At 66.9% G+C, this 24,189-nt stretch carries 21 protein-coding genes and 1 pseudogene; 10 read left to right on the plus strand and 12 right to left on the minus strand.

The window, feature by feature from the left end; all coding sequences use genetic code 11:
* Positions 1-18: 18 nt before the first annotated feature.
* Positions 19-774 (minus strand): ZIP family metal transporter, encoded by a 756-nt coding sequence (locus DAD99_RS19930; RefSeq protein WP_193342932.1) that lies wholly within the window; start codon positions 772-774, stop codon positions 19-21.
* A gap of 141 nt (positions 775-915) precedes the next feature.
* Here DAD99_RS19930 and DAD99_RS19935 point away from each other — a divergent pair, with 141 nt between their 5' ends.
* Entirely contained in the window at positions 916-1,536 is a 621-nt protein-coding gene (locus tag DAD99_RS19935; protein WP_193342933.1) for an L-threonylcarbamoyladenylate synthase, read from the plus strand.
* Positions 1,537-1,572: 36 nt separating this feature from the next.
* On the opposite strand, the gene ligD is transcribed toward DAD99_RS19935, so the two are convergent.
* Positions 1,573-2,595, minus strand: coding sequence for a non-homologous end-joining DNA ligase (gene ligD, locus DAD99_RS19940; protein WP_193342934.1), 1,023 nt, complete (start codon positions 2,593-2,595; stop codon positions 1,573-1,575).
* A 77-nt stretch (positions 2,596-2,672) separates the two neighbouring features.
* On the opposite strand from ligD, the gene DAD99_RS19945 reads away from it, so the two are divergent.
* Complete coding sequence (locus DAD99_RS19945) at positions 2,673-3,350, plus strand: alpha/beta family hydrolase (RefSeq protein ID WP_193342935.1); 678 nt, start codon at positions 2,673-2,675, stop codon at positions 3,348-3,350.
* Positions 3,351-3,396: 46 nt separating this feature from the next.
* On the opposite strand, the gene DAD99_RS19950 is transcribed toward DAD99_RS19945, so the two are convergent.
* Both DAD99_RS19950 and hrpB read right to left on the minus strand, forming a co-directional pair.
* The gene (locus DAD99_RS19950; protein ID WP_193342936.1) at positions 3,397-3,549 is read right to left on the minus strand and encodes a hypothetical protein; all 153 of its coding nucleotides are present in this window, start codon (positions 3,547-3,549) and stop codon (positions 3,397-3,399) included.
* A 155-nt stretch (positions 3,550-3,704) separates the two neighbouring features.
* Positions 3,705-6,437 carry an ATP-dependent helicase HrpB gene (gene hrpB, locus DAD99_RS19955; protein ID WP_309233437.1) on the minus strand — a complete coding sequence of 911 codons (2,733 nt, stop codon included), beginning with the start codon at positions 6,435-6,437 and terminating at the stop codon, positions 3,705-3,707.
* A 158-nt stretch (positions 6,438-6,595) separates the two neighbouring features.
* On the opposite strand from hrpB, the gene DAD99_RS19960 reads away from it, so the two are divergent.
* The gene (locus DAD99_RS19960; protein WP_193342937.1) at positions 6,596-6,856 is read left to right on the plus strand and encodes a hypothetical protein; all 261 of its coding nucleotides are present in this window, start codon (positions 6,596-6,598) and stop codon (positions 6,854-6,856) included.
* Positions 6,857-6,897: 41 nt separating this feature from the next.
* On the opposite strand, the gene DAD99_RS19965 is transcribed toward DAD99_RS19960, so the two are convergent.
* From DAD99_RS19965 to DAD99_RS19975, 3 genes are all read right to left on the minus strand, one after another.
* Complete coding sequence (locus tag DAD99_RS19965; RefSeq protein WP_193342938.1) at positions 6,898-8,748, minus strand: gamma-glutamyltransferase family protein; 1,851 nt, start codon at positions 8,746-8,748, stop codon at positions 6,898-6,900.
* A gap of 115 nt (positions 8,749-8,863) precedes the next feature.
* Complete coding sequence (locus tag DAD99_RS19970) at positions 8,864-10,120, minus strand: MFS transporter (protein ID WP_193342974.1); 1,257 nt, start codon at positions 10,118-10,120, stop codon at positions 8,864-8,866.
* 13 nt (positions 10,121-10,133) lie between these two features.
* Complete coding sequence (locus tag DAD99_RS19975; RefSeq protein ID WP_193342939.1) at positions 10,134-12,293, minus strand: elongation factor G-like protein EF-G2; 2,160 nt, start codon at positions 12,291-12,293, stop codon at positions 10,134-10,136.
* A 156-nt stretch (positions 12,294-12,449) separates the two neighbouring features.
* On the opposite strand from DAD99_RS19975, the gene DAD99_RS19980 reads away from it, so the two are divergent.
* Positions 12,450-13,031, plus strand: coding sequence for a hypothetical protein (locus tag DAD99_RS19980; RefSeq protein WP_193342940.1), 582 nt, complete (start codon positions 12,450-12,452; stop codon positions 13,029-13,031).
* 224 nt (positions 13,032-13,255) lie between these two features.
* Positions 13,256-14,468 (plus strand): annotated as a pseudogene (locus DAD99_RS19985) (HNH endonuclease signature motif containing protein).
* Positions 14,469-14,490: 22 nt separating this feature from the next.
* Here the strand turns inward: DAD99_RS19985 and DAD99_RS19990 are convergent.
* Positions 14,491-15,426 carry a 5'-3' exonuclease gene (locus tag DAD99_RS19990; RefSeq protein WP_193342941.1) on the minus strand — a complete coding sequence of 312 codons (936 nt, stop codon included), beginning with the start codon at positions 15,424-15,426 and terminating at the stop codon, positions 14,491-14,493.
* A 201-nt stretch (positions 15,427-15,627) separates the two neighbouring features.
* On the opposite strand from DAD99_RS19990, the gene DAD99_RS19995 reads away from it, so the two are divergent.
* Positions 15,628-16,212 carry a histidine phosphatase family protein gene (locus tag DAD99_RS19995; RefSeq protein WP_193342942.1) on the plus strand — a complete coding sequence of 195 codons (585 nt, stop codon included), beginning with the start codon at positions 15,628-15,630 and terminating at the stop codon, positions 16,210-16,212.
* 186 nt (positions 16,213-16,398) lie between these two features.
* Here DAD99_RS19995 and DAD99_RS20000 read toward each other — a convergent pair whose 3' ends face one another.
* The 4 genes from DAD99_RS20000 to DAD99_RS20015 all read right to left on the minus strand — a co-directional run bounded on the left by DAD99_RS20000 (position 16,399) and on the right by DAD99_RS20015 (position 18,944).
* The gene (locus DAD99_RS20000) at positions 16,399-17,301 is read right to left on the minus strand and encodes an aldose 1-epimerase family protein (RefSeq protein ID WP_193342943.1); all 903 of its coding nucleotides are present in this window, start codon (positions 17,299-17,301) and stop codon (positions 16,399-16,401) included.
* Positions 17,298-17,492 (minus strand): hypothetical protein, encoded by a 195-nt coding sequence (locus DAD99_RS20005; RefSeq protein WP_193342982.1) that lies wholly within the window; start codon positions 17,490-17,492, stop codon positions 17,298-17,300. Before DAD99_RS20005 ends, DAD99_RS20000 begins: the two co-directional genes overlap by 4 nt.
* A 107-nt stretch (positions 17,493-17,599) precedes the next feature.
* Positions 17,600-18,613, minus strand: a complete 1,014-nt coding sequence (locus tag DAD99_RS20010; RefSeq protein WP_193342944.1) for a LacI family DNA-binding transcriptional regulator — start codon at positions 18,611-18,613, stop codon at positions 17,600-17,602.
* 130 nt (positions 18,614-18,743) lie between these two features.
* Positions 18,744-18,944 carry a hypothetical protein gene (locus tag DAD99_RS20015; RefSeq protein WP_193342945.1) on the minus strand — a complete coding sequence of 67 codons (201 nt, stop codon included), beginning with the start codon at positions 18,942-18,944 and terminating at the stop codon, positions 18,744-18,746.
* A gap of 267 nt (positions 18,945-19,211) precedes the next feature.
* On the opposite strand from DAD99_RS20015, the gene DAD99_RS20020 reads away from it, so the two are divergent.
* Genes DAD99_RS20020 through hpaD form a run of 4 tightly spaced genes read left to right on the plus strand, consistent with a single transcriptional unit; the run spans position 19,212 to position 24,187 of the window.
* Entirely contained in the window at positions 19,212-20,726 is a 1,515-nt protein-coding gene (locus tag DAD99_RS20020; RefSeq protein WP_193342946.1) for a fumarylacetoacetate hydrolase family protein, read from the plus strand.
* Positions 20,723-21,448, plus strand: coding sequence for a GntR family transcriptional regulator (locus DAD99_RS20025; protein ID WP_193342947.1), 726 nt, complete (start codon positions 20,723-20,725; stop codon positions 21,446-21,448). The genes DAD99_RS20020 and DAD99_RS20025 overlap by 4 nt, the downstream gene beginning before the upstream one ends.
* Before the next feature lie 58 nt (positions 21,449-21,506).
* Complete coding sequence (hpaE, locus tag DAD99_RS20030; RefSeq protein ID WP_193342948.1) at positions 21,507-23,051, plus strand: 5-carboxymethyl-2-hydroxymuconate semialdehyde dehydrogenase; 1,545 nt, start codon at positions 21,507-21,509, stop codon at positions 23,049-23,051.
* 38 nt (positions 23,052-23,089) lie between these two features.
* Positions 23,090-24,187 (plus strand): 3,4-dihydroxyphenylacetate 2,3-dioxygenase, encoded by a 1,098-nt coding sequence (gene hpaD / locus DAD99_RS20035; RefSeq protein WP_193342949.1) that lies wholly within the window; start codon positions 23,090-23,092, stop codon positions 24,185-24,187.
* The last annotated feature ends 2 nt before the right edge of the window (positions 24,188-24,189 follow it).

Here is a 24,189-nt window from a genome sequence, read left to right on the forward strand (position 1 = left end):
CCGTCCGACGGCGGTAGGTCACCCCCCGAGCTGGTGGACTGTGAAGGCCGTCAGGAACCCGACGGAAGCGGTCAGTCCCGTGAGGTTGTGATGCTCCTCGAACGCCTCGGGGATCATGGTGTCGGCGAGCATCGCCAGGATCCCGCCCGCCGCGATCGCGGTAATGAAGGCGACGACGGCGTCCGGCGCGTTCTCCAGCGCCACGAACCCGATCAGCGAGGCGAGCCCGGACAACACAGCAATGCCTCCCCACACCCCAAAAATGTATCCGGTACTGCGGCCTGCCTTTTTCATCCCCGCAGTACCGGACAGACCCTCGGGAACGTTGGAGATGAACACAGCCGCAAGCATGGCCGGACTGACCGATCCTGCGGTGATGAGTCCGACACCGAGCACTATGGACTCCGGGACCCCGTCGAGGAGTGCGCCGAACGCGATGGCCGTGCCGCTGCCGGGGCTCTCCTGCTCCGACGGTTGCTGGCCGCCTGAGCGTTTGCGGTGTTTCGCGCCGGCCCGGGCCAGGAGCATGTTCGCCCCTACGTAGGCCACGGAACCGGACAGGAATCCGGTCACCGTGGGCCACAGGCCTCCTCCCTCAACCGCCTCAGCGACGAGCTCGAACGCCATGGCCGAAATCAGCACGCCCGCCCCGAAGGACATGATCGTGGAGACAAGTTTGGACGGGATAGCCCATTTCCACGACGCGGCCGCCCCCAACACCAGCGCGGCACCGGCCGCGGTTCCCCACAATAACGCCTGAAGCCACACCGGCATGCCGCCACCTTTCCTTCGCCTGCCCAGCACTTAGCGCCCTGACTGAACCTTTACGCCCTGAACCTATACGGCATCGGCGTCGTGCGCACAGAGCCGTGCCGGTCTACTGGCCGGGGCGGCAATTGTCGTAGGCTCAGGAGCATGGCCAGATACTTTGATGTTCACCCCCAGGATCCTCAGCCCCGCGCCATCACCCAGGCCGTGAAATTCGTGCTCGACGGCGGGCTGATCGCCTACCCCACAGACTCCTGCTACGCCCTCGGGGCCCAACTGGGCAACAAGGACGCGCTGGACCGGATCCGGAATATCCGCAAACTCGATGACAAGCACCACTTCACGCTGGTGTGCAAGGACTTCGCCCAGCTGGGCCAGTTCGTAAACATCGGCAACGATGTTTTCCGCGCCATCAAGGCCGTCACTCCCGGCAGCTACACGTTTATCCTGCCTGCCACCAAGGAAGTTCCGCGCCGTCTGCTGCATCCGAAGAAAAAGACGGTGGGCGTTCGGATCCCGGACAACCGGGTGGTCCAGGCACTGCTGGCTGAGCTTGGTGAGCCGCTGCTCTCCAGCACCCTGCTGCTCCCGGATGAGGAAGACCCGCTGACCCAGGGCTGGGAAATCAAGGAACGGCTCGAACACGAGGTGGACGCTGTCATAGATTCCGGCGACTGCGGGGCCGAGCCCACCACCGTGATCGACTATTCCAGCGGCGTGGCCGAGGTGGTGCGCCGGGGCACCGGGGACCCGTCCCGGTTCGAGTAAAGCCCTTCCTGCACGCGTGGACCGGCTCCAACGGTCTCAGCCCAGCTTGCGGGCCCGGCTCGGCTGCACCCGCGGGGGCTCACCGGGCATCTTCGGGTAGTCGGGCGGGAAGGGCAGTTCGCCGAGGCCGGCTTTCAGGTCCCGCTCCCACCACTCCAACAGCACGTCGATGGTGCCCGGATGTGCCTTCATGTCTGCCCAGGGATCGCCCACGGTCCTCACCCGTTCCGGGACCGTCAGGATGGTGTAGTTCTTGGGATCCGCGTTGCCCAGTTCGTCCCAGCTGATGGGGCAGGAGACCGGTGCATGGGCCAGCGCGCGGGGGCTGTACGCGCCGGCGATGGTCCGGTCCCGGTTCGCCTGGTTGAAGTCCAGGAACACCTTCACGCCCCGTTCCTCCTTCCACCAGGCCGTGGTCACCTTGTCCGGCATCCGCCGCTCCAGCTCGCGGGCCGCGGCGATCACGGCGTGGCGGACGTCCAGGAATTCGTGGGTGGGCTCGATGGGCGCGTAGACGTGCAGGCCGCGGTTCCCCGATGTCTTGATGAACGTTTCCAACCCGGCCTCGGCCAGCACGTCCTTCAGCGCCAGAGCGGCCGGGACGGCGTCGTTGAAGTCCGTGCCCGGCTGGGGGTCAAGATCGATGCGCAGCTGGTCAGGATTGTCGGTGTTGTCGGTATGCGAGGGCCATGGGTGGAACACCACCGTATTCATCTGGACCGCCCATACGGCAGCGGCGGGTTCGTCCAGGACCAGCATGGGGTGCGAGCGTGCGCTCGGAAACGTCACCTTCACCGACCTGATGAAGTCCGGGGTTCCCTTGGGCGGGTTCTTGGAAAAGAACTGGTCCCCCTCGACGTTGTCCGAGTACCTCTGCAGCGCCACCGGCCGGTCACCGTTCGCGGCAATGAATGCCTCCCCTACATCCACCATGTACCGTGCCAGGTCCAGCTTGGTCAGACCGAGCTCCGGCCAGAGCACCCTGCTGGGGCTGGAAACACGCATCTCGCGCTCGCCGTGCGGTCCCGGGACAGTGAGGGTGGTCTGTTCGCTCGCCATGGGGACAACCTACCCTGCGCCGCGCGCGGCGTCAGTACCTCGGCGCGTGGCCGCCCGCGATCCGGCATCATGGACCTATGGCCGTTGCTGAATTCCCTGTCACCTTCCCCGTCGGCGACGTTGAGGTCTCCGGCGTTCACGCCCGCCCGGACAGCCCCTTTGGGACCCTGGTGGTGGCGCACGGGGCCGGGGCGGGCATGGAGCACCCTTTCCTGAGCGGGTTCACCCGGGCATTGAACGACGACGGCGTTGCCACCTTGCGCTTCAACTTCCCCTACCGCGAGGCCGGCCGGAAATTCCCGGACCGGCCGCCCGCAGCCATCGCCGCCTGGCGCGCTGCCATGCATGAAGCAACGCGGCGAGGAACCGAGGACGGTGATACCGGACCGGTGTGGGCTGCCGGTAAGTCGTTCGGCGGCCGGATGGCGTCCATGGCCGTTGCCGAGGGAATGGATACTGCCGGACTCGTTTATCTTGGCTATCCCCTCCATCCGCCCGGCAAGCCGGAAAAGCTCCGCGACGAGCACCTCTACGGGCTAACGCTCCCCATGTTGTTCCTGCAGGGCACGCGCGACACCTTCGCGACGCCGGATCTGCTGGAGGGTGTGGTCTCCCGGATCGGCCCAGCCGCTGTCCTTGGCTGGATCGACGGCGGTGACCACTCCTTCGCCGTCGCAGGAAAGAAGCGCGATGCTGCAGAGATCGGAGCGTCTCTGGCGCCGACGGTGGCCGAGTTCATGCGCAGCCGCGGGTGATGCGTCCATGCTGGACCTCCGGGTCCGGCGAGGTGCCCCGGCCCGGCTACGTAGCGTCCTCGTGCCACCAGCCTTCCCAGGCGGTGGAAGTCAGCCGGCCGGTGGGGAAATCGGTCTTCCCCATTCCGCCATTGTGCGGATGGCGGCCCTCTCCGCGGCCGGCGTCAAGGAGGAAGTTCAGGCTACTCAAAAGCAACATTATTGTGTCCTTTCGTATGGTGGTCCGGACCACGCTGGCCAAGTAGGAACGAGCCTAACTGCGCCATGTTTCAGCGCGTCGACGCAACGTTTCGGCTACATATCTGACATCTCACCTCAGCAACCAGCGAAAGGAAGGCGCTGGCCGGGCCGGCGTCACATGCGGGCTTTGGTGCGGGCAGTCGGCTGTGCCGTCCAGGGATCCTCGGGCCAGGGGTGCCTGGGATAGCGGCCGCGCATCTCGGACCGCACCTGCGCGTAGGGCCCGGACCAGAACGACGCCAGGTCATCCGTCACAGCGAGCGGCCGCCGCGCGGGTGACAGCAGGTGGAAGAGGACCGGTACCCTGCCGTCCACCAGCCGCGGCGTCTCGGCCCAGCCGAAGCACTCCTGCAGCTTGACCGCGACAACCGGCCGGCCGGCGTCGTCCGCGCCTGCCTGCCCGGGTGCCGCTTGCCCGGGTCCTGCCATGTCCGGCGCGGCACTGCCTGACGCCGCGTTGTCCGAAACATCGGGGTAGTCGATCCGCACCATCGATCCGCTCGGCACTTTCAGTGACTCAGGTGCCAGCTCCGCCAGGCGGACCGCCTCGGGCCAGGGCAGCAGCCGCCGCAAGGGGACTGTGAGGTCGATGCTACTGGTGGCCGCCCCGCCAGCCAGTTTCTCGAGCTCCGGTCCCAGCCAGGAGTCCAGGCGCGCCAGGAGGGCCGGTTCCGAAACATCGGGCCACGGCTCACCCAGTTCGCGGCGCAGCATGGCGAGGCGGCGGCGTAAGGCGTCAGCCGCCGTCGACCATCCGATGGTTGCCAGTCCCTCCCTGGCGAGAGCGCGGGCCACGGCGGCACGGCCGTCCTCGGCGGACGGGCGGACGGGGGTGGAGGACAGACTGATGGCACCCAACCGGCGTTCCCGCCTTGCCTTCACGCGGCCCTGGCTGAACTGCGCTTCCACTGTGTCGGTCAGGAGCTGCCCGGCGGCCGCCTCGGCGATATCGGCGCTCAGCGGCGCGGCGGACCGGATCACCGCGCCGGTGCCGGCGGCGTCCCGGCCGACGGCACGGGAAACTTCCGCCACGGCCAGCCACTCCTGCCCGGTCATCGGACTGCCTGCCGGCAACCCCGCCCGCGTGCCGGACGACAGCAGGTACCGCGGCGGGCCATGGCCCGGGACGCGCCGGGCCACGCGGTCCGGGAACGCCAGTGCGACGACGACGCCCACCGCTTCCGCCGCAGTCACCGGCGCGGTACTCACCAGGGAGGCGACGGCTGACGGGCCGACGGCGGCGGCCTCCTTCCGCGCAATGGCCTCCAGCCGGCGGGCGTCCTCCGCCCAGCGCCGGGCGGCAGGATCCTTCCCGGCGCGAACTACTGTCAGCAGCCGGGTGAGATCGGCCCCCGGGGCCCGCTGGTCCCCCGCCACCAGTGCCACTGCTTCCGCTGCGGCGCGCTGGCCTACGGCCGCTGAGCCGTCGAGCAGTGCCCGGGCCAGCCGGGGATCGGCGGGAACCCTGGCCAGCGTCCGCCCCAGCCGTGTGGCATGCCCGTCGCGGGCCACGGCTCCGAGTTCGCGGAGCACCTCTCCAGCCTCGCCCATGACCGCGGCGGGAGGCGCATCCGGAAGCGCCAGCCCGGCGCCGCCCGGTGATCCCCAGCAGGCCAGAACCAGTGCGGCACCGGTCAGATCCGCGACGGCGATCTCGGGCGTCACATGCGCCGGCGCGGCACCATAAGCCCTCTGGTCGTAACACCGCACCACCCGGCCCGGACCCTGCCGCGCGGCGCGTCCGGCCCGTTGTTCCGCTGACGCCCGGGAGCAGGAAACAGTCACCAGCCCGGACATGCCGCGGTTGGCGTCGCGGCGGGGTTCGCGGGTCAGCCCGGAGTCGATCACCAGACGCACTCCGGGGACGGTCAGGGAAGACTCGGCCAGGTCCGTGGACACGATGATCCGTGCAGGGCCGCCCGGCCGGCGCCCCGACACTGCCTGGTCCTGCTCGGCTGGGCTGACCTGGCCATGGAGTTCCAGCACCTCTGTTCCGGGGGAAGACCGGCCGCGGAGGCGGGCCGCCACATAGGACACCTCCCAGGCGCCCGGGACAAACACCAGCGCATCGGTGCCCGCGTCCTGCAGCACCGCGGCAGTTTGGGCCTGCACGGCCGTGTCGGCAATGTGGTCCAGGAAGCCGCGCGTAACCCCACGATCGTCAAGCCGCGGCACGGCGGCGGGCACCCACTCCACCTCCAGGGGGTACATGGCTGAGGGGCAGTCGACCACGGGAGCCGGCCCGCCGCCGTCGTCCGCGGTCCCGGCGTCTCCTGTCCCCGCATTCGCGGCTGCGCCCCCTATCAGGTCGGCGAAGCGGGGCGCGTCCAGTGTGGCGGACATGGCCACCAGGGTGAGGTCGCCGCGTAGCTGCCGCACTTCGGTGAGCATGCCCAGCAGCAGGTCGGTTTCGAGGCCGCGTTCATGGACCTCATCCAGGATGACCGCGCCTATGCTCTCCAGACCGGGATCATCGAGCAGGCGCCGCAGCAGGATCCCCGGCGTGACAAATTCCACCAGGGTGGCGGGCCCGGCCTGGCGTTCACCGCGGACGGTGTACCCCACGCGGTCTCCGATCCGGCTGCCGTCCAGGGCTGCCAGGCGGCGGGCAGCTGCGCGGGCGGCCACCCGCCGGGGCTGGGTGACCACCACGCGCCTGGGCTTTCCTGCGGGCGCGGCAAGGTTCGCCAGCAGCGGCGGGACCAGCGTTGTCTTACCGGTACCGGGCGGGGCCTGCACCACAGCCGTGCCCGCCGCACCGCCGGCGCGCAGCACGGAGGACAACTCCCCGAGCGATTCAGAAAAGGCCAGACCGGTACCGATGGCCGCCAGGTCAAAGGTCCCCACGGCAGAGGTGCAGGCGTCAGAGGTCTCCGCAGGGACGGCGGCGGAGTTGGTTGGCAATGTCACCCGTCCATTGTCGCCGCAATCCCGCACGGGCGTCAGCGCAGGTGCGCCTGGATAGGTCAGACTGGAGGTCGTCGACCTTGAAAGCAGGATTTCCCTTGATCAATCTCCAGCAGGACTCCGAAGGCTTCATCCGTATGAAGCGGCACTTTCCCGCCAGTGCCACCGTGACTGTCACGTTCAGTGACGGCTCCCAGGAGGAGGTCTCCGGCCGCCGCCTCAACGAGCTCTACGACGACGCCCTGGCCTTGTACCGCGCCCAAAACCAGCTTGATGCCAAGGGTTTTTCCCGTGGTCCGCAGAAAAAGGTCCAAACCACCATCGAGTTTGTCCCAGTCCAGCCCGGCATGGGGCAGTAACCCGGGTCACTGCCCCCTCGAAGCTGGCGGTGGCAAGCTGGTCACCGCGCGGGTTTGACCACCATCGCCGAGCCGCCACCGCGCCGCACGGGCTCGGCAACGGCGGTTACGCTCTTGCCGGGCCCGAACTCGATGGCGGTCGCCGCACCAATCTCGGCCGCTGAGGTCAAGGCGTCACCTGCGGGGACCAGCTTATGACCGTATGCTGCCAAGGCGTCTCCGTACTGCGTGATGAAGTCCGGTTCGGCGGTGACATTGGGGGTGTTGCGCTGGGACGCACGCGGGGCCGCCAGCGAGTCCAAAATACTCATATCCAGGTCCACCCTGTTCAGGATGGTCTGCAGCACCGTGGTGATGATGGTCGATCCGCCGGGCGAACCGAGCGCCAGGAACGGCTTTTCGTCCTTGAGGATGATGGTGGGCGACATCGAGGACCGTGGGCGCTTGCCGGGTTCGAGCCGGTTCGGGTCGGTGGGGACATAAACGGTAGAGAAGTCGGTGAGCTCGTTGTTGAGCAGGAACCCGCGGCCGGGAACCACAATGCCCGAACCGCCGGTCTGCTCGATGGTGAGCGTGTACTCCACCACGTTCCCCCACTTGTCAGCCACAGTCAGGTTGGTCGTTGAGATGTTTTCGGTGTCTTTCTCGTCCGCCGCTACGTCAGGTGCCAGCGTGCACACGCCGCTGTAGTCTGACGCGTTCCCGGCCGGTACCGGCTTTGTTGCCGCCGTCGTTGGGTCAATGGCGCACGCCCGTTCCTTCCCAAACAGCGGGTCGGTGAGGGCCTCGGTGGGGACGTCGACGAACGCCGGGTCGCCCAGGTACCTGGCACGGTCCGCGAAAGCGAGTGCGCTCGCCTCAAGGTAGTGATGCAATTCGTCCGGCAAGGTCATCTCACGGAGGTTGAATGGCGCCAGGATATTCAGGGCTTCGCCGACTGTGGTGCCACCGCTGCTGGACGGCGCCATGCCGTAAACGTCGTAGCCGCGGTACTCAACATGCGTGGGCTCCCGGTCCAGAGTCCTGTATGCGGCGAGATCCGCCGTCGTCAGATAGCCGGGAAGTGCCGGGATGCTGGTGGGCGGGTCCGTCACAGGAGGCACCCAGGCGGGGTCCTTCCGCGGGTCTTGCACGGTGGCCGCGATCTCGGCCGCGAGCTTTCCGCCGTAGAAGGCAGCCGTTCCCTCCTTCGCGAGGAGCCGGTACGTCTTGGCGAGGTCCTGGTTGTGGAGAATACTGCCGACGACGGGAGCGTCACCGCCGGGAAGGAACAGACTCGCCGTGGCGGGGAAGGCCGAGAACCGGACCTTATTGTCGAGTGTCTGCTGGCGGAAGGTTTCGTCAACTACGAAGCCGCGGTTGGCCACCTTGATGGCGGGCTTGAGGGCCTCGGCAAGGTCCAGCGTTCCCCACCGTTCCAAGGCCCGTTCCCACGTGGCCGGCGTGCCCGGCGTGCCGACGGAGACGCCGCTGGAGACGAGCTCGGGAAATGTATAGGCCAGGCTGGACGCCGGGTTGATGAACGCGTCCGTCGGCATCGTTGCCGGAGCCGTTTCGCGGCCGTCGATGGTTCCTACTTTGCCGGTTTTCGCGTCGTAGAACACGAAGTATCCGCCGCCCCCGATGCCCGCACTGTAGGGCTCAGTCACACCCAGGGTCGCGGCCGCGGCGACCGCCGCATCCGCCGCATTGCCGCCGTTCCGGAGGATCTCGATTGCGGCAGCGGACGCGTCGGGGTCAACGGTGCTCACCGCCCCGCCGTACCCGGTGGCCGTCGGGGTCTTGTCCGTCGCACGGGGGTCTGCAAACGCGGGACTGGTCACCGCCCCACCCGTTACGCTCAAGGCCAGGACAGCCGTCACGGCCGCCAATCGACGTCGCACACTAGGCATGATCTCTCCCGGGTCAGGGTGTTGCGCAAGGTGGGTTTGCGCCACGATACTCCGCCGGGTAGGGACTCTCAAGGCTCAGTTTTTTGTGCCAGTGCCATGGGCAAGGGTCATGGCTTCAGGCCGGTGTGCCGGTTGCGGTGGTTGCTGTGTCGGCCGGCGAGCGCCGCCGGCGGCTCGCCAGCAGGAACGGCACGGCGAACAGTTCGATCACACCGCTGATGGCCAGCGAGAGAGGGTAGCCGTACACGTCCGCTGCCCGGCCCATGAGCGGCTGCACCACAATGCCACCGCTGGATCCCATGAGGGAATCGAAGCTGAGCACCGTTGCCCTCTGCTTTGATGCGATCATGTCGTTCAAATAGGCCTGCCGCACCGGGGTGCCCGCCGCGGAGACGAGGGCCCACAGCACCAGCAGCAGCACGGCCACCCAAAACACGCGCGTGATGCCGAGCGCCACCAGGATCAGCGCGCCCACGCTGCTGCTCACCACCAGCACAGTGGTGCGTCTGCGCACCCGGCGCCGAATAGTTGGTGCCAACCAGCCGCCCAGGATCTGCGCTCCTGCCATAACGGCCGCCGCGAGTCCGGCGACGGAGTAGGCCCGCGGGTCCCCGAAGAGCTCCAGCAGGTATGGTTGCAACGCGTAGAACACATAGAACCCGACGCCGGCACTGAACGGCGCTGCAAGCACGACGTACCGCACGGGCGGGTTCTTGAGGCCACTCTCAATGGAGGCGGTCAGCATTGCCCGGGTCGCTTGGAGCGGATGCGGGGAGCGTTCCGGAGTGAATCCAACATCGCGCATCAGCAAGAACGCCACACTAAACATCGCCACGAGCACTCCGACGCGCACCAGGAACGGCACGCCCAGGTCAGTGACCTGGGCGATCACGCCGCCAGCCGCCGAGCCAACCAGCATCGCGAAGCCCGACACCATCTGTCCCCGTCCGAAGACGGTCTCCAGGTCCCCGTAATAACCCGAAAAATGCAGCGCGTCGACGAGCCACGCCTCCACTGCCCCGGAGAAGAACGTGAAGCCAAGGCCCAGCAGGACCGACACCACTGCCCACAACCAGAACGCCGCGGATATTTGCCAGAGCAGGTAGTAGAGGTAGGTTGAGGCGGCCAGGGTCACGGTGCCGAGCAGGAATGAAACGCGGCGCCCCCAACTGTCCGCGATGACCCCGGTGGGTACTTCGAAGAGCACCATGCCGGCCGTGAAGAAGGCGTTGGCGGCGAATGCTTCAAGGTTGGTGAGCCCGGCATCCAACAGAAAGAGTGTATTGATTCCCCAGATGAACGAGGCCGCAAGGGTATTGCCCAGCGTCAGGGTGAGGTAGATGCGTTCGATCTTCCGCGCGGCGGAGTTCATGACCTGGCGTTCGTCAGCTGCTGGGAACCGGGTCATGCCGGAGGTACCGGCGCCGGAACCGGCCGGTCCCGGCAGTCAGCGCCCGCAGCTCCACGGCGTACTTCAGCAGTTCCTGGTCAGGGACTTCCGCGCTGATTTCGGTCAGCTCACTACCGGAGGTGGCCGTACCGGTGAGCCTGCCGCGGCGTGCTGAGAGGTCACTCATCACGGCACCCACGTGCGCCTCGGACACGGTGATGCTGACCGAGGAAACCGGCTCGAGCAGCTGGATGCGACCGGCCGCGGCGGCCTCCCGGAGCGCCAGCGCGCCGGCGGCCTGGAAGGCGGCGTCGGATGAGTCAACGCTGTGGGCCTTGCCGCCCACCAGCGTTACGCGCAGGTCCACCACGGGGAACCCGGCAGCCAACCCTTTCTGCATCTGGGCCCGCACCCCCTTCTCGACGGAAGAGATGAATGTTCCAGGGATCACCCCGCCCACTGTTTTGTCGACGAATTCGAACCCGCCGCCACGGTCCAGCGGCTCCACGTCGATGTCGCAGACGGCATACTGCCCGTGGCCGCCCGACTGTTTGACGTGCCGGCCGTGGCCCGTGGCCGGCGCTGCGAACGTTTCCCGCAGCGGCGTCACCACGCCAATGGTGTGCAGCTTCACGCCCTGGTCGCGCAGCCTGTCCAGCACCACCTCGGCGTGGGCTTCCCCCATGCACCAGAGGATCAGCTGGTGTGTTTCCGCGTTCCGCTCCACACGCAGCGTTGGATCGCCGGCGGCAACCTTCGCCAGGCTTCGGGCCAGCGCATCCTCGTCACTGCGCGAGTCCGCCTCGACTGCCACCGGCATCAGCGGCTCCGGCATCTCCCAGGTGGCCAGCAGCAGCGGCTGGTCCTTGGCCGAAATGGTGTCCCCGGTTTCAGCGCTCCCCAGTTTCGCCACCGCGCAGATGTCACCGGCCACACACTGCGCCACAGGACGCAGGTTGGGGCCCAGCGGCGAATACAGGTGGGTGAGGCGCTCGTCGGTGTCATGGTCCTGATGGCCCCGGTCCCCGAGCCCGTGCCCGCCAACGTGCACGGGAGTGTCAGCACGCAACGTGCCGGAAAAGACCCGTGTCAGGCAGACCCTGCCCAGGAACGGATCAATGGTGGTGCGGACCACTTCAGCCGCCAGCGGCCCGTCCGGGTCACAGGCCAGAGCCGCCGCGGGAGCGCCGGCCAGGTCAGTCACCGCCGGGAGGCCGCCTTCCACCGGCGATGGGAAACCCGTGGTCAGGATTTCCAGGAGTTCCGCCGTGCCGAGCCCGGTGACAGCCGAGGTGGGCAGGACCGGAAAGAAGGAACCACGGGCGACGGCGGTTTCCAGGTCGGCGGTGAGGACATCAGTATCGACGTCCTCACCACCCAGATACCGGTCCATCAGGGTCTCGTCCTCGCTTTCGGCGATGATCCCCTCGATAAGGCGGCCGCGGGCGCCGCCCTCGGAACCGACGCGCTCGCCGGGGTCAGCGTCCCGGGAACCGGCGTCCGCCTCGCCGGCGGAGTAGTCCGAGACCGTGCCAGTCAGCAATCCCAGCAGCCCGGTGGTTTCGCCACCGGACCTGACCGGGACGTACAGCGGGAGCACCGATTCGCCGAACGCCTGCTGGCAGGCGGCCAGGACGCCGTCGTAATCTGCCCGGGGGTGGTCAAGGCGGGAGATGACCACGGCCCGCGGCGTGCCGAGGCGTTCGCATTCGCCCCAGAGCGCCGTAGTGGTGGCGTCGATACCGTCCACGCCGGAGACAACAAAGAGGGCGGAGTCCGCAGCACGCAGCCCCGCCCGAAGTTCGCCGATAAAGTCCGGATACCCCGGCGTATCCAGGAGGTTCACCTTAACGCCGTTGATGAGCAGCGGAACCAGGGACAGCGTGACCGACCGCTGCTGCCGCACCGCTGACGGGTCGGAGTCGCTCACGGTGGTGCCCTCCGCGATGGAGCCTTTGCGCGTAATCATGCCGTGGGCGGCCAGCAACGCCTCGACCAGCAGGGTTTTGCCGGCGCCCGAATGCCCCACCAGCGCCACGTTGCGTACCTGCTTGGAATCCGTTGCCGCGATGCCGTTGGCAGCATCAGCCCGGCGCACTTCCGGCCCTCCACGCCCCGGCGTCCGCGCCGTTTCCTTTGCGCCTTTCACTGACATGGGAACCTCCTGGCATCTTTGCCATGCACCGGGCCTAATCGTGTTCTTTGATTCGACACCCTGGCGGGCGCAAGGGCAAGAGCAAGCACCGGACGCGACGGCCACTGGGTGGACAATTGCAGCCAGAGCCCAAAGTGCCACTGTGAGGAGGTCCTCGTGCAGCCGCTGCCGCGCATCACCGTGGAGGTTCCGGTCCTGGCCGTGGGATCAGCACCCTCTGACTATGAGGGCCTGGGCACGTATGTCAACGCCCTGCGCAGTCCGCAGGGGCTGCACCTGACGCTGCTGCATATAGGCATCCTGGCTGATTTTGCACAGGACGTCGCGGACTGGACCAAGGGGACCACCACTGCCGGTGACGCCGTCCGGCACACCGCGGGCTGGTTGCAAGAGTTGCCCGTGCTGGACGGGTTTACGGGGACCTCGGAACAACTGATCGTGCTGGGCGGCGGAGGAATCTCCGGACTGGAAGTGGACGTACCCGGTCGGGTGCACGACTTCCGGGAGTCCCTGGTGCAGGGCCTGCATGATCTGCTGGATCGGCTGCTCGTGGACAATGTGGACGACTTCATCCTCAGCTCACCGGCGTTGGGCTACCGCTACCCGCACTGGGTCCCCCATGTCGCCGTCGGCCGGCCTCTGTCGCGGGAACGCGGACCGCGGACCATTGCCCCGCTCACTGTCGCCTTTGGCCCGTCGCGCATCAGGAACGGCCGGTTCCTCCCGGCCCCTGACTGAGCAGCAAGCGCGTCGGAGCATGGCGGCGCCGTTCCAGGACCGCCACAGCATGGCGTATCGGCCCCCAGCCAGCGGGTAGCCGAAGTTCTTTCGCCGGGTTCCTCGGGACAGGTCCGCGGGGACCCTTAAATGTCAGTGCCTCGCAAGATGATGTAAATATGAAAAGGACAACGGCGGTGGAGGCTTTGGAGGCCATCAAGGCGTCTGTCTCTGCGCTTGCTGAGATGATCCCTGGCGCAGGCTTCACCGGTCCAGGGGATCAGGATCCGCTGCGGCAGCAGTCTGACGGCTGGCTGGACACCCTCGCGGAGGCTGCACGGCTGCAAGCTGCGACGGCTGCCCTGGTGGTCCAGGCCGCCGCGGGATTCACAGACACCACACGGGCGATGGCCTCCCCGAAAGCGCTGCGGCAGGACCGCCTGGCGCAGGACATGTCCGTGGTCGCAGAAGTAGCGTGTGTGCTGACGGTCAGCGAGCGGACGGCCGGTGTGCTCCTATCCGAGGCCCACGAACTGACCACCACCCTGCCGCTGACGCTGGCTGCCCTGCAGGCCGGAGACATCTCGTGGCAGCATGCCCGGATCGTTGTCGACGAAACGGTCAATCTGGATCCCACCGGCGCGGCGGCGTTGGAGGCGCACTTCCTGGATCCCGACGCACCGAACAGCGCGGGCCCTCCAAGGCCCCGATGAGGACCGGACGCTGAGCCAACTCCGCGCCGACACCGCCGCTGCCTGGCTGGGCGGCAGAACCGACGACGCCCCGTCACCGTCAGCGCAGGTCCTTATGACCGTGCCGGTGTTCGCCCTTATGGGCCTCACCGATGAACCCGCCATGCTGGACGGATACGGGCCAATCCCGGCCTCCATGGCGAGCCGGCTGATGGCCGAAAGTTCCACGTCGTTCCACCGTGTTCTGACCGATCCCCGCGACGGGGCACCGCTGGAGATCGGGCGTACCAGCTACCGCATCCCCGTGAGCATGCGGCAGTGGCTCCGTCTGCGGGACGGGAAATGCCCGTTCCCCGGCTGCACCCACTAATCCCTGGACAATGAAGCCGATCACCTTCTCTCATGGGCAGACGGCGGCACCACAGGCGTCAGCAACCTCGGCCAGCCATTCCACAAACACCACAGGCTGAAACACACCACCGCATGGAAACCCACCGAGGCCAGCGCCGGCAAGCCTCCCGGCTGGATCTCCCCCTCCGGCCGCCAGTACGCCAGCGAACAACAGGATTGGGAACAACCCCACTGGCCACCCCACATCATGAGCCAACTGAGCCACCCGGAACTTGGCCCGCCCATGTCCGATGACATCTTGCCCGGCGAACCGCCCAAGGAGCTGCGCCCGGCAGATCCCTTGCCGGAGTGGAGCTGGCTACAGGCACCGGTCGACGAGCCGTGGCCGGAGTGGAGCATCCCCCAGCCGGTCTAGCAGGGCGAATGCGCAGTGACCGCTATTGTCGGTCAAACGCGACAAGCAGCCGTTTGACCGAGCCTCCCAGGTTCCATTCGAGGGCGAGACGCTCCAGTTCGGCGCGCGATTCGCCGTCGACCGGGTGCAGCTGTGCTCCCGCTTCCTCGAGGGTGGGAAGCTTGAGGTCGCGCACGATTTTCACCACTGTTGGCGCGACTGTCAGGTAGTCCGCGGCCGCGGCGAGCTTGGACCGCACGGGCGCGGAAACCCCGCCTCCCCCGTCCGAGGCGGCGGCGAGCAAATTCTCCAGGGTGCCGTACTCGCCCAGGAGCGACGCAGCGGTCTTCTCACCGATGCCGGCAACACCTGGCAGCCCGTCGGAGGCATCCCCGCGGAGGGTCGCGTAATCGGCATATTGTTCGGGCAGCACGCGGTACTTCCCGACGACGACGGCGTCCGTCACGACTTCGAGGTTCCTCATGCCGCGCGCTGTGTAGATCACCCGCACCTGGCGGTCATCATCGACTGTCTGGAAAAGATCGCGGTCGCCCGTGACCACATCGACGGGAAGGTCCGCGTGGCTGGCGTAGGTGCCGACGACGTCGTCAGCTTCGTGTTCCGCGGCCCCCACGATTGCGATGCCGGCGAGTTCAAGGACGCGGCGGATCATCGGAAGCTGCGCCTCAAGCGCGTCCGGGACCACTTCAACGTCGGGGGCATCCGTTACACGTTCGGCGACCCGGTGCGACTTGTAGGTCGGGATCAGGTCCACGCGCCACTGTGGACGCCAGTCGTCGTCCCAGCAAGCAATCAGGTGCGTTGCCCCGTAATCCGTGGTGAGGCGGGCGATCATGTCCAGGAGGCCGCGAACCGCGTTCACCGGCGTTCCGTCAGCGCGTCGGATCGTGTCCGGCAAGCCATAAAACGCGCGAAAGTACAAGGACGCAGTATCAAGCAGCATCAGGCGGTGTGGCATACCTGATCCTGACACGGAAGCAGCTGCCCGGCTATCAGCAGGGCCCCGTGCCGCATCGCCGTGCAGCCAGGACACGGCATGGAACGCGCAACTTCCTCACCGCCGCAGGGTCATTGCATAGTCTGGTCCCGAGTGGGCACCTCATTGATCCCGCCCCTCCGGCTGCCCGGTCCGTGCCCGCCGTCAGGGAGAATAGACATCATGACCCTTACGACTTTCGCCCTGATCCGTCATGGCCAGACAGACTGGAATGCGCAGCGTCGGCTCCAGGGGGCCACCGACATTCCGCTGAACGACGTCGGCCGTGGCCAGGCGCGCGACGCCGTTGGCGTCCTGTCTGACTATGAGTGGGACGCGATCGTGTCCTCGCCGCTTAGCCGGGCCGCGGAAACGGCCAAGGTGATAGCAGACGGGTTGGGGCTGAGCGTTACCCGGCATATTCCGTCGCTCGCCGAACGCAGCTTCGGACAGGCCGAGGGCCTGCAGGCCGGCCTCGAGCTGGAGGCCGTGCGCATCCCCGGCGGTTACCGCGGCGCCGAAACCGAGGATGACGCGGCCACTCGCGGGTTGGGGGCACTGGAAGCACTGGCCCATGAATTCCCCGGCCGCCGCGTCCTGGTGGTCGCCCACGGCACGCTCCTACGGGTCAGCCTCAACCGCGCTATCGGCCGCACCCTGCACAGGATCGACAACGCGGTGTTGAATCTGGCCCACCACCATGCCACCGAGGGCTGGCACCTCGAATACTTCAACGGTGAACGCGTAGTGGCTACAGCTCAGGGCTGAGAACCCAGGCGTCCGCCGTAACCTCGAGGGTTTGGATGGTCCTGCGCTCCAGGATCACGATCTGCGCTGGGTCCTCCACACCCTGGAAATTCGTTGTGGGAGATTCCGTCCACCCTCAGGACACCGGCACACGCCGGGGCGGCCGCTTGAGCGCGTGTCAACGCCACAACCACGAGGCATCAGACATCAGGCGGCGAAGATGCTCCAGCCGGCCTGGTGGCTGCTGCCCGGCCCCAGCTGCACGAGGTCCTGGCCGCTGTTGAAGGCATCCGGTGGACAGGTCATCGGCTCAACCGCCAGGCCCAGCCGGTTTGCCGCGGGAGCAGGCTTGTCTGCGGTATGTACCTGCAGCCAAGGGCAGGCCCGGTCCCAGGCCATGCCTACTCCGGTTCCGCCAGGGTCCCTGGCAATCAGCTGCGTGCGGCCGCCGTCGTCGAACTCAAGATCGGTGAAGGAGTGGTCGATCTGTGTGGCGCCGATTGCCCTCGGCGCACGGAAATCAAACTGATGGCCCTGCACCGTCTGCGTGGTGACCGGCAGCAGCCGGTCCGGCGTTACCTCGAGGAACGACCCCGCGGGGATCTGGACTTCCCACTCATCCAAGGGCGCAGGTCCGGCCAGCAGATAGGGGTGCGGGCACACGCCGTAAGGGGCCGCCTCGTAGCCGATGTTGCTTGCCGTGACCGTGGTGTGCAGCCCGGCCTCGTCCAGCTCGTAATCGAGAAGGAGCCGAAGGTGGAACGGATATCCTGCGGCCCCCGCGATCTCACAGGACAGGCTCAGTGCGTCGGCATCACTGCGTTCAACGGTCCACAAACGGTCGAAGGCGAGCCCGTGCAGTGAGGTGCCCCGCTCGGGTTCGTTGATCGGCAAATGGTGCTCGACGCCGGCAAAGCGGTAGATGCCATCGGCGATCCGGTTGGGCCACGGCCCGGCGATGATCCCCCGGTAGTCAGGGATGGGCGCACCGGCGTCGAACGGCACCACCAAATCCCGGCCTTGGTAGACCAGCCGCCGCAGGGCGCCTCCGCGCTGGACAACGGCGGCGGCGTAGTCCCCCGAGACGAGCTGAATTTCGAGGCCGTTCACAGGCCGCCGGCCAGCTTGTAGTAGGCGGCGTTCCACGCCAGTTCCTTCTTGAACAGCTTGATGGTGGTCCCCTCGTCGATGGCCAGCAGCTCACGCACCCGGACCACAACAGCCCGCTCCGAAAGCGTCCGGTACCCCACACCAATAACGTAGTTGTCTGTACCTTCTGTACCGTCCACTGTGACGTCCATAAAAGTCCTCCGATAGGGAGCCGGCTACTTAGCGGCCTTCATCAATTGTGAGCGCTAACAAATGGAACGTCAAGTGCCGGATGGTGGCTGGGAGGATCAGGAAGGGATCAGCCGGGGGCGGACGTGCTGCTGCGGACCACGAGCGCCGGCTCCACCACGATGGTGCCTGCGCCCCCGCCGCCCTCAAGGGCGCCCAGCATGACATTCATGCAGCGCCGGCCGAGTTCCTCGAAGTCCTGGCGCACGGTGGTCAGCGGCGGCGTGAAGTAGCCCGATTCAGGCTGGTCGTCGAAGCCCACCACGGAGACGTCGTCGGGCACGCGGACCCCCGCTTCGCTAAAAGCGCGCAGCAGGCCCAGGGCCATCTGGTCGTTGCCCACAAACAGGGCCGTCACTGTGCGCTCAGCGGCAAGCTGCCGGCCGATCCGGTACCCGCTGCCGGCGCTCCAGTCGCCTTCGATCAAAAGGTCGTCAGGCAGGCCGGCTTCGCGGAGCCGATCACCCCATCCCTCGGCACGTGACCTGCCGTCCACCCAGTCCTGGGGCCCGGAAATATGGCCGATCCGGCGGTGGCCCAAGTCGATCAAGTGCGAGACCGCCAGGCGCGCGCCAAGCTTCTGGTCCACCAACGCTCCACTGAAGAGCCCCCCACCCGGCGCACCCACAAGGATCACGGGAACGTCCAGGGTCAAGCCCTCCAGCGCCTGAACGGTACCGCCGTGGGGCACAATGACGATTATCCCGTCCGCGCCCTGGTCCGTGAGATGGCGGACGGCGTCCGAGATGGCACCCGCCCCGGCCTCCTTGATGGCCTCGATGCTCACAAAGTAGCCAGCTTCCCGGGCAGCCTGCTGGACTCCCAGAAGAGTATTGGCAGGACCGTACTGCCCCATTTCGGCCGCGAGCACACCTATGGTTTGCGACCGCCGGGTGACCAGGCTTCTGGCGGCGGTATTGCGCCGGTAGCCGAGTTCCGCAATGGCAGCCTGCACCCTTTCCCTGGTGGCACTGCTGACATTGGGGTGGTTGTTGATGACACGCGAGACCGTCTGGTGGGACACCTTGGCCCGCGCTGCCACGTCTTCCAGGCGTGGCAGGCGTCGGTCAATGGTGTTGCCCATGCGGGGGACCCTTCGGTGGAAGACAAGGTGGTGTCCAACATTCTATGGCCGCGGTCGATACCGACAGCAGCGCCGTTAGCACTAACCCGGGGCACGCTCGCCCACGGGGAGGCGCCGCCCAAAGGCGCGCTCAGCGCTCCGTCGCGGCAAGGTAGATCTTTGCCGGGCCCGCCACCTCGTCCAGGGCCTGGGTGCGGAGCATGCCGTCCAGCGTCTCAGTCGACAGTGCGTGCAGAATGCCCAGGAACCCATCGAGGAGAATGGCGTCCGGGTTGACCGTATTGACTGCGTTACGCAGGTTGATGCCCAGACAGCTCAGTTGGCGGGCCACTTCCCGGCCAGCTCAATGAGCCGGGACTGGGGCCCCTCGGTTTTGAGGCAGCCGGAGGCGCCGTTGGCCGTCACCAGCTTCAAACCGCTGACGGCGGTGGCCAGATTGTGCAGGCGAACCCCTGCCGCAGCGACTCCGCGGCGAGCGTGCCTTACCGCGCGCCTCCACTGACCGGCAAGGCCATGCAAAGGACACGCCCATTGACGCCGCCCGAGTTATCTGGAATATTGCTTCGTATACGATTTCGTACTCGATGAGGAGTAGTTTTTGGAACAGGTCACCGACCACACCCTGGCCGCGGCCCGCAAGGTCATCGCGGTGCACGTCAATTACCCCAGCCGGGCAGCGCAGCGCGGCCGCACGCCGGGGCAGCCTTCCTACTTCCTGAAGCCGCCGTCCTCCCTGGCGTTCGGTTCGGCAGATGCCCCTTCCGTTGTGGAGCGTCCGGCCGGCTGTGAACTGCTAGGTTTTGAGGGCGAGATCGCGCTGGTCATCGGCAAACCCGCCCGGCGGGTCGGGCTGGAGGATGCCTGGAGCCACGTCGAGTGGGTGACCGCGAGCAATGACCTTGGCGTCTACGATCTCCGCTACGCAGACAAGGGTTCCAACCTCCGGTCCAAAGGCGGCGATGGCTTCACCCCGATCGGCCCCGGGCTGATCCCTGCAGACGCCGTGGACCCCGCCAAACTGCGGATCCGTACCTGGCACAACGGCGAACTGGTCCAGGATGACAATACGGAGGACCTGCTTTTCCCGTTCGCGCGGCTGGTGGCGGATCTGTCCCAACTGCTCACCCTCGAGGAGGGCGACATCATCCTGACCGGCACCCCGGCCGGCGCCTCCGTGGCCAAGCCGGGCGATGTCGTCGAGGTTGAAGTGAGTACGACGACGGACGCCGCCGGCAGCGCTGCACTCACTACCGGCCGCCTGTCCACCCGGGTGGAGGAAGGTATGACGCCGTTTGCTGACTTCGGCGCCCGGCCCAAGGCTGATGATTTGCAGCGGGAGGAAGCGTATGGTTCGCGGAAAGCGGCGGGCCTTTCACCTGACGAAAGCGCCGCCGTCGGGCATGTCCTGACTGCGGAGCTGAAAGCGAAGCTGGAAAGCGTCTGCACCGCCACGCTGTCCTCCCAGCTGCGCAAGCGCGGCCTGAACAACGTCAGCATCGACGGCCTGACCTCCACCCACCCGGAAAAGCGGATCGTGGGCCTGGCCCGGACACTGCGGTATGTGCCCAACCGCGAGGACCTGTTCAAAACCCACGGCGGCGGCTTCAATGCCCAGAAGAAGGCTATCGATTCCGTGAACGAGGGCGAGATCCTGGTCATGGAAGCGCGCGGCGAGAAAGGCACGGGCACCATCGGTGACATCCTGGCCCTGCGCGCCCAGGTCCGGGGTGCTGCGGCGATCATCACCGACGGCGGCGTCCGGGACTTCTCCGCCGTGGCCGCCATGGACATGCCGACCTATTACGCCAATCCGCACCCCGCCGTGCTGGGCCGCCGGCACATCCCCTGGGACACGGACATCACCATCGCCTGCGGCGGCACCACCGTCCAGCCGGGGGACATCATCGTGGCTGACGCCGACGGCATCCTGGTGATCCCGCCGGCCCTCGCCGGGGAGCTCGCGGACGACTCCATCAGCCAGGAGCGCGAGGAGACGTTCATCGCGGAAATGGTGGCACAGGGCAACAGCGTGGACGGCCTGTACCCGATGAACGAGGTATGGCAGGCCCGGTACAAGGCCTGGGAAGCCATGGAAAGCAGGCACAGCCAATGACTGAAACGGCCACCGCAGCGGGAATCGCGTCCGAAACCGGGGCGACGGCCAGCAAGTCCGAACAGGCCTACGCGGCCGTGAAGGCCCGGATCGTGGACGGGACGTACTCCCCCGGCTACCGGCTGGTCCTGGCCGCCATCGCCAAAGACCTGGGCGTCAGCGTGGTCCCGGTCCGTGAAGCAATCCGGCGCCTCGAAGCCGAAGGGCTGGTGACGTTCGAGCGGAACGTCGGCGCCACCGTGGCCGGCATCGATCCCACCGAGTACCTCTACACCATGCAGACTCTGAGCATCGTCGAAGGCGCTGCCACCGCGTTGTCCGCGCCGCTGATCGATTCCGTGGCGATCGCCCGCGCCCGGGCCGTGAACGGGGACATGCGCGAATGCCTGGAGCACTTCGATCCCGTCCGCTTCACGCGGCTGAATCAGGACTTCCACAGCATCCTCTTTGAGCAGTGCCCCAACCCGCACATCCTGGACCTGGTCCACCGGGGCTGGAACCGGCTCGCCTCACTGCGGTCTTCGACGTTCCGGTTCGTTCCCGGCCGTGCCCACGAATCGGTGGACGAGCACGAAGCGCTGCTGCGGCTCCTCGAAGCCGGCGCAGACGCGGACGTGATCGAGAAGTCCGCCCGCCGGCACCGATCCGCCACCCTGGATGCTTACCTCGCCCAGGCTCAGCCCCTCCCACAAAGCAACGCGGGGTCACTTAGCGCCCGTTAGCGGCCCCCGCATGGGCCGTAAGTGACCCCGCGTTGCAAGATCAGTTAGGAAGACAACAATGACGTTCACTGCTCCTGTTACCACCACCCACTACGTTCCGCAGGACCTTCCCACGCACATCCAGCACTACATCAACGGCCGGTTCGTTGACTCCGTGGGTGGCAGGACCTTCGATGTCCTGGACCCAGTCTCCAACCGGAATTACGCCACTGCCGCGGCCGGCCAGAAAGAGGACATCGACCTCGCTGTCGCCGCCGCCCGTAAAGCGTTCGTCAGCGGCCCGTGGCCGAAGATGAAGCCGCGGCAGCGTGCCCGCGTCCTGAACAAAATTGCCGACGCCGTCGAGGCCCAGGAAGCACGCCTCGCCGAACTGGAAACCTTCGACACCGGCCTGCCCATCACCCAGGCCAAGGGCCAGGCGCTGCGGGCGGCGGAGAACTTCCGGTTCTTCGCGGACCTGATCGTGGCCCAGTTCGATGACGCCATGAAGGTCCCGGGCGCCCAGATCAACTACGTCAACCGGAAGCCGATCGGCGTCGCCGGGCTCATCACGCCGTGGAACACCCCGTTTATGCTCGAGTCCTGGAAGCTCGCCCCGGCCCTGGCCACGGGCAACACCGTGGTCCTCAAGCCGGCCGAGTTCACCCCGCTCTCGGCCTCGCTGTGGGCGCAGATCTTCAAGGACGCCGGCCTGCCGGACGGTGTCTTCAACCTGGTCAACGGCCTGGGCGAGGAAGCCGGCGACGCCCTGGTCAAGCACCCGGACGTCCCGCTGATCTCCTTCACCGGCGAAACCACCACCGGCCAGACGATCTTCCGCAACGCTGCAACAAACCTTAAGGGCCTGTCCATGGAGCTCGGCGGCAAATCCCCCTGCGTGGTGTTTGCCGACGCGGACCTCGACGCCGCGATCGACTCCGCCCTGTTCGGTGTCTTCTCCCTCAACGGCGAACGCTGCACCGCGGGCTCCCGGGTCCTCGTCGAACGCGCCATTTACGAGGAGTTCTGCGAAAAGTACGCCGCCCGGGCCAAGAACATCGTGGTCGGGGACCCGCACGATCCCAAGACCGAAGTGGGTGCCCTGGTCCACCCTGAGCACTATGCGAAGGTGGCCTCCTACGTGGAGATCGGCAAGTCCGAAGGCCGGCTCCTGGCTGGCGGCGGCCGCCCCGGCCACCTCCCGGAAGGCAACTACATCGCACCCACCGTGTTCGCCGACGTCGCCCCGGACGCGCGGATCTTCCAGGAGGAGATCTTCGGTCCCGTCGTCGCGATCACCCCGTTCGAGAACGATGAGGAGGCCCTCGCCTTGGCGAACAACACCCGTTACGGGCTCGCGGCCTACATCTGGACCCAGAACCTAACCCGCGCCCACAACTTCTCCCAGAACGTCGAGGCCGGCATGGTGTGGCTGAACAGCCACAACGTCCGAGACCTCCGCACCCCGTTCGGCGGGGTGAAAGCCTCCGGCCTGGGCCACGAAGGCGGCTACCGCTCCATCGACTTCTACACCGACCAGCAAGCCGTGCACATCAGCCTCGGTACGGTCCACACACCAAAATTCGGCAGCATTGACGATGCCGCGGCAGCCGGCGACAGCTAACCCTTCCCCTAAAACCCTTTCAAAGAAGAGAGAACCCGATGACCAACTTCGTTCCCACCCCCACGGTCCCGGCCCCGGACATTGTCCGCTGCGCCTACATGGAAATTGTGGTCACCGACCTCGCCACGTCCCGCGCGTTCTACGTCGATCTCCTGGGCCTGCACGTCACCGAAGAAGACGAGACCACCATCTACCTCCGCTCCCTGGAGGAGTTCATCCACCACAACCTGGTGCTCCGCAAGGGACCCATCGCCGCCGTCGCCGCCTTCGCCTACCGGGTGAAGTCCCCCGCCGAAGTGGACGCCGCCGAGGCCTACTACAAGGAACTGGGCTGCCGGGTGGAGCGCCGCAAGGAAGGCTTCACCAAGGGCATCGGCGATTCCGTCCGCGTCGAGGACCCGCTGGGATTCCCCTACGAATTCTTCTACGAGACCGAGCACGTCGAGCGCCTCACCCAGCGCTACGACCTCTACTCCGCCGGTGAACTGGTCCGCCTGGACCACTTCAACCAGGTCACCCCGGACGTCCCCAAGGGCCGCAAATACCTCGAAGACCTCGGCTTCCGCGTCTCCGAGGACATCCAGGACTCCGACGGCGTCACGTACGCTGCGTGGATGCACCGCAAACAGACCGTCCACGACACCGCCCTGACCGGCGGCAACGGCCCTCGCATGCACCACGTCGCATTCGCCACGCACGAGAAGCACAACATCATCCAGATCTGCGACAAGATGGGCGCCCTGCGCATCAGCGATCGGATCGAACGCGGGCCCGGCCGGCACGGCGTCTCCAACGCCTTCTACCTCTATATCCTGGACCCCGACGGGCACCGCATCGAGATCTACACCCAGGACTACTACACCGGCGACCCGGACAACCCCACCATCACCTGGGACGTCCACGACAACCAGCGCCGCGACTGGTGGGGCAACCCGGTCGTCCCGTCCTGGTACACCGAGGCCTCCCTGGTCCTGGACCTGGACGGCAACCCCCAGCCCGTCATCGAACGCACCGACGCCTCCGAAATGGCCGTCACTGTCGGCGCCGACGGCTTCTCCTACACGCGAACAACAGAAGGAGAAGGCGCCGGCGCCGTTGAACAGAAAAAGGGCTTCAAGCTAGGGGCGCAGTTGTAGCC

The sequence above is a fragment of the Pseudarthrobacter sp. AB1 genome, assembly GCF_014926485.1.
Classification (GTDB): Bacteria; Actinomycetota; Actinomycetes; order Actinomycetales; family Micrococcaceae; genus Arthrobacter.

Bases quoted from the DNA above. Each gene is read 5' to 3' on its own strand.
- DAD99_RS19930 (WP_193342932.1), bottom strand. From the start codon at position 774: ATGCCGGTGTGGCTTCAGGCGTTATTGTGGGGAACCGCGGCCGGTGCC.
- DAD99_RS19935 (WP_193342933.1), top strand. From the start codon at position 916: ATGGCCAGATACTTTGATGTTCACCCCCAGGATCCTCAGCCCCGCGCC.
- ligD (WP_193342934.1), bottom strand. From the start codon at position 2,595: ATGGCGAGCGAACAGACCACCCTCACTGTCCCGGGACCGCACGGCGAG.
- DAD99_RS19945 (WP_193342935.1), top strand. From the start codon at position 2,673: ATGGCCGTTGCTGAATTCCCTGTCACCTTCCCCGTCGGCGACGTTGAG.
- DAD99_RS19950 (WP_193342936.1), bottom strand. From the start codon at position 3,549: ATGTTGCTTTTGAGTAGCCTGAACTTCCTCCTTGACGCCGGCCGCGGA.
- DAD99_RS19965 (WP_193342938.1), bottom strand. From the start codon at position 8,748: ATGCCTAGTGTGCGACGTCGATTGGCGGCCGTGACGGCTGTCCTGGCC.
- DAD99_RS19970 (WP_193342974.1), bottom strand. From the start codon at position 10,120: ATGAACTCCGCCGCGCGGAAGATCGAACGCATCTACCTCACCCTGACG.
- DAD99_RS19975 (WP_193342939.1), bottom strand. From the start codon at position 12,293: ATGTCAGTGAAAGGCGCAAAGGAAACGGCGCGGACGCCGGGGCGTGGA.
- DAD99_RS19990 (WP_193342941.1), bottom strand. From the start codon at position 15,426: ATGCCACACCGCCTGATGCTGCTTGATACTGCGTCCTTGTACTTTCGC.
- DAD99_RS19995 (WP_193342942.1), top strand. From the start codon at position 15,628: ATGACCCTTACGACTTTCGCCCTGATCCGTCATGGCCAGACAGACTGG.
- DAD99_RS20005 (WP_193342982.1), bottom strand. From the start codon at position 17,492: ATGGACGTCACAGTGGACGGTACAGAAGGTACAGACAACTACGTTATT.
- DAD99_RS20010 (WP_193342944.1), bottom strand. From the start codon at position 18,613: ATGGGCAACACCATTGACCGACGCCTGCCACGCCTGGAAGACGTGGCA.
- DAD99_RS20025 (WP_193342947.1), top strand. From the start codon at position 20,723: ATGACTGAAACGGCCACCGCAGCGGGAATCGCGTCCGAAACCGGGGCG.
- hpaE (WP_193342948.1), top strand. From the start codon at position 21,507: ATGACGTTCACTGCTCCTGTTACCACCACCCACTACGTTCCGCAGGAC.
- hpaD (WP_193342949.1), top strand. From the start codon at position 23,090: ATGACCAACTTCGTTCCCACCCCCACGGTCCCGGCCCCGGACATTGTC.